Origin of the sequence: Methanococcoides seepicolus (assembly GCF_023684405.1) — an archaeon.
In the GTDB taxonomy this organism is placed as follows: domain Archaea; phylum Halobacteriota; class Methanosarcinia; order Methanosarcinales; family Methanosarcinaceae; genus Methanococcoides; species Methanococcoides seepicolus.
In genome coordinates this window covers 1-4789 of the sequence record NZ_JAGSOI010000103.1, presented here as the reverse complement: position 1 = coordinate 4789, position 4789 = coordinate 1, and the positions used below count along the sequence as shown (strand labels likewise).

General features: G+C 38.2%; 3 protein-coding genes. All 3 read left to right on the top strand.

Translation table 11 applies throughout. The features are described from left to right. Window positions 1-166 precede the first annotated feature (166 nt). Window positions 167-1276 (top strand): restriction endonuclease subunit S, encoded by a 1110-nt coding sequence (locus KDK67_RS14490; protein WP_250869393.1) that lies wholly within the window; start codon window positions 167-169, stop codon window positions 1274-1276. After that, window positions 1273-3450 carry an AAA family ATPase gene (locus KDK67_RS13565; protein WP_250869392.1) on the top strand — a complete coding sequence of 726 codons (2178 nt, stop codon included), beginning with the start codon at window positions 1273-1275 and terminating at the stop codon, window positions 3448-3450. The genes KDK67_RS14490 and KDK67_RS13565 overlap by 4 nt, the downstream gene beginning before the upstream one ends. A gap of 104 nt (window positions 3451-3554) precedes the next feature. Continuing rightward, a partial coding sequence (locus tag KDK67_RS13560) for a type I restriction endonuclease subunit R (protein ID WP_250869391.1) occupies window positions 3555-4789 on the top strand: 1235 nt, incomplete at its 3' end.

Below are 4789 nucleotides of genomic sequence, written 5' to 3'. Positions count from 1 at the left end.
TCGTGCCTGGTAAAACCAGGTTGAATTTCAGGGAGTGACTAAAATAGAGGCATAGTATATTGTTTTTTGGTAAAATCAATATCAAGCACTGATGGAATTGTGTTGAGTATTCTAAGTTTATATCAAATACGTGAGGATGGCTGAATAGTTACGACCAAAGAAAGAAGTGAATGGCAAATATTTGTTTTGGGCACTTCAATCACCTTATGTCCAACAACAAATCTCTTGGAATGAGGGAACGGGGTCAACAGTCAGCAATGTCAGAATTCCGGTACTCAAAAAATTGAATATTCCTCGCCATAAAGATAATGAAGATCAGATTGCAAATATATTATCTTCACTTGCCGACAAAATCACCCTCAACCAGCAAATAAACCAAACCCTCGAAACCATGGCACAAGCCATCTTCAAAAGCTGGTTTGTCGATTTCGAGCCTGTCAAAGCCAAAATAGCAGCCATCGAAGCAGGAGAAGACCCTGAAAGCGCAAACCGTGCCGCCATGCGTGCTATTTCTGGCAGATTAGACGAAGAGATGGATAAGATGCAAGCCGAACAGCCGGAAGAATATGCACAACTTAAAGACACTGCTGAGCTGTTTCCGGCGGCGATGTGGGATTCGGAATTGGGAGAAGTGCCAGTGGGGTGGGAAATTAAGGCAATTCAAGACTTAGCTAAAACTATTAAAGGTAAATCATACAAAAGTGCTGAACTGTCTGAGTCGAAAACTGCATTAGTAACTTTAAAATCATTTAACCGGGGTGGGGGTTATCGACTGGATGGCCTCAAGGAGTACACGGGATCTTATAAAGGTGAACAGGAAGTATTTGCAGGGGATTTAATCATAGCTTATACGGATGTAACCCAAGCTGCCGATGTGATTGGAAAACCTGCTATGGTGGTTAGTGATTCAAGATATGAACACTTAGTTATTTCTCTTGATGTAGCAGTAGTTCGACCAGAAATTGATGGTCATAAATATTTTCTTTATGGTTTAGCTAGGACTGATACTTTCCAAAATCATACCAAGTCGTATACGACAGGTACAACAGTCTTACATCTTGGAAAATCAGCAGTCCCTGAATTTCAATTTCCTGCACCATCAGAAGAACTTATGAAACTTTATATGCAGAACGTGTCGTCTATGTTTATACTTGTAAATGAAAAAATCGAAGAAAGTAAGAACATAGAACGCTTGCGCGACACTCTTTTACCCAAGTTGTTGTCAGGGGAAGTAAGTGTATCAGAAGCAGAAAAAGTGATGGGGGAATTAGCATGATTGAATCATTGAAAATATCGGATATTGCTACTTATAAAAAACAATCACCGCAAGAGATGAATGACTTATCACAATTTAACTATATTTTTGGATCGAATGGTACCGGAAAAACCACGATAAGCAAATTAATTGCAGAACCCTCGAAATTCATTAATTGTAATGTAACTTGGAAAAATGATACCCAACTTCAAACGTTGGTATACAATCAGGATTTTGTGAACAGCAATTTTGCACCAGCAACTAAACTAAAAGGTATTTTCACTCTTGGAGAAGAAGAGATAGATAGAATCGATGAAATTGAAACTGCCAAAAGAGAAGTTGATAAGTTGGAGGGGGATATCCAAGGTTTAGCTAACACCTTGGACCGAAAAAATAAAGAACTTAATGAACTGGAAAGTGAATTTAAAGCGAAATGTTGGGAACAAAAGAAAAAGCATGATACGAAGTTACGAGGACCGTTTGAAGGTTTCCATAATAGTACTAAAAACTTCAAAAATAAAATAATTCAAGAATCAACCAACAATAATGCTAGTCTCGAAATACTGGATGTTCTCGAAAAACAAGCTAAAATAGTTTTTGAAGATGCACTTGAAAGAGAATCATTAATCTCTAATATTTCAGTTGATAGCATGATAGCTCACGAAAGCAATCCAATTTTAGAAAAGAAGATTGTTGGGAAATCGGATATAGACATAGCTGCAATGATACAAAAACTGGGTAATAGTGATTGGGTAAGGCAAGGACTTGACCACTTTAATGGCAATAATAATATATGTCCATTTTGTCAGCAGCAGATAACGGAAGCCTTTGAAAAAAGCCTTAACGAATACTTCGACGAAACTTTTGAAAACGACACTGAAACAATAGCCAAACTCATAACAAATTACAAAAATGATGCAGGCATTTTTCAACAAAATGTGCAAAATATTATTGAATTATCAACTAAGTTTTTAGACACAGAGCAAATCAAAGAAGATAAAAAATTGTTGGATTCTATAATTTCAAACAACATTCAATCTCTTGAAAATAAAGCAAAGGAACCCAGTAATGTTACGAACCTTAAATCACTTAGCCAGATTGCTGAGCGAATAAAAAATATCATAGACACGGCAAATGAAAATATTGAAAAACACAATACAATAGTTTCAAACCTGACCACAGAAAAAAAACAGCTGACAGCACAAGTATGGAAATATCTTCTTGAGGAACTAAAAACAGACCTCGATTCATATCAAACGAAAAAAAGTAGTGTGCAAAAAGCAATTTTTGGCCTAACCAAACGAATTGATGAAAATAAGAAATCGAAAACTACAAAAGAAGATAAAATTAAGGATTTAGAAAAAAAAGCAACAAGTATTCAACCTACTATTAATGCTATAAATCAGTTGTTGGAATCTTTTGGTTTTGATGGTTTCTCATTTGCAAGTGTTGATAACAGTTCCTACTACAAACTCGTTCGTGCCGATGGAACAGATGCAAAGGATACATTAAGCGAGGGAGAGAAAAGTTTTGTTACATTCTTATATTTCTATAATCTATTGAAGGGAAGTAATTCAGAGAATGGAATGACTACAGACCGGATTGTTGTATTCGATTATCCCGTTTCCAGCTTAGATAGTGATATTCTTTTCATTGTTAGTTCCCTTATTAAAAAATTGTGTGAAGAAGTACGGGAAACCGAGGGTTACATAAAACAAATTTTTATTTTAACACACAATGTTTATTTCCATAAAGAAATTACTTTCAATCAAAAACGAAGTAATGAAGCTTTAAATGAAGAAACTTTTTGGGTCGTTCGTAAAAATAAACAAGGATCACAGATTGAAAAATACGAATCAAATCCAATTAAAACTTCATACGAACTATTGTGGGCAGAAGTTAAAAAGGAAGATCATTCGAGTCTTACTATTCAGAATACCTTGCGTAGAATACTTGAAAACTACTTTAAAATTCTTGGTGGTATCAACTTCGACGATGTTTCTAATAAATTTACTGGAAAAGAAAAAGTGATGTGCAAATCATTATTTTCTTGGGTAAATGATGGATCACATAGTATACATGAAGACTTGTATGTTTCTTCCACTGATATACAAGTGGAGTCATATCTTGATATTTTTAAAGATATTTTTGATAAAACGGGCCACTTAGCTCATTACGATATGATGATGGGATGACTATATCTGATTAAAAACATTTTTAAGCAATTAATTTTGATGTAATAGAAAATATTGCCGAAGTGCTGAAAGTAAACATCCAGAACTACAAAGGAATGCTACCAATGAACGAAGACGAACTCGAACAACTCTGCCTTGACTGGTTTAGGGAAAAAGATTGGGATGTCCTCTACGGTCCTGACATTGCTCCAGATTCGGATTCTCCCGAACGTAGTGATTACCATGAGATAGTTCTAAAGCAATATTTGCGGGAAGCATTGGTGCGTATCAATGGGGACCTGCCGGAAAGTGCTATTGAGCAGGCTTTGGGGGTTGTTTTAAAACCTGAAGGGTTAGACCTGACCACTAATAATTGGGGTTTTCATCGGTTCTTGTTGGAGGGGGTGCCGGTCGAGTATCGGAAAAATGGTGAAGGTGGGGAGGCCGATGGGGAAGTGGTTTCTGATCGGGCGTTCCTGATCGATTTTGAGAAAGTGGGGAACAATCGATTTCTGGCGGTCAATCAGTTTACGATCCAGGGGGTAAAGCAGCCTCGAAGGCCGGATGTTGTTTGTTTTATCAATGGGTTGCCTGTTGCTGTGTTGGAGCTTAAGACCCCCAATGATGAGGATGTTGATATCTGGGATGCTTACACTCAGTTGCAGACCTACAAAGATGAGATAAGTGATCTTTTTGTGTTCAATGAAGCACTGATAATAAGTGATGGTTTCAATGCACGTATCGGGTCGTTAACGGCTAATAAGGAAAGGTTTGCACCCTGGCGTACAATTTCTGGAGAGAATGACAAGCCGCTATTGGAATGGCAACTGGAGACAGTTGTGCGGGGATTCTTTGATAGGGAATTACTGCTTGATTACCTTCGCTATTTCATACTCTTTGAGAACGATGGTGGAAGCATTGTTAAGAAGATCGCCGGGTATCATCAGTTCCATGCTGTGCGTGCAGCAGTGAATGCGACACTGATAGCCTCACGGCTGCCGGATGAGCATATTGCTTATGATGAGCGTGCAACCTATGGCAGAGAAGTAGTACCCGGCAGCAAAAAGGCCGGGGTTGTCTGGCATACTCAGGGGTCCGGTAAGAGCATCTTAATGTGTTGTTATGCAGGTAAATTATTGCAGCAGCCGGAAATGAACAATCCGACCATACTGGTAGTAACTGACCGTACTGATCTGGACGGACAACTGTTCAAGACCTTCTCCAATCTGCAAGAACTGTTCAAACAAGCACCGGTACAAGCTCAAGATCGGGAAGAGCTACGCCTGATGCTCTCTGAAAGGGAATCCGGCGGGATAATCTTTACCACCATACAGAAGTTCTCACCCATTGGGGATGAGAC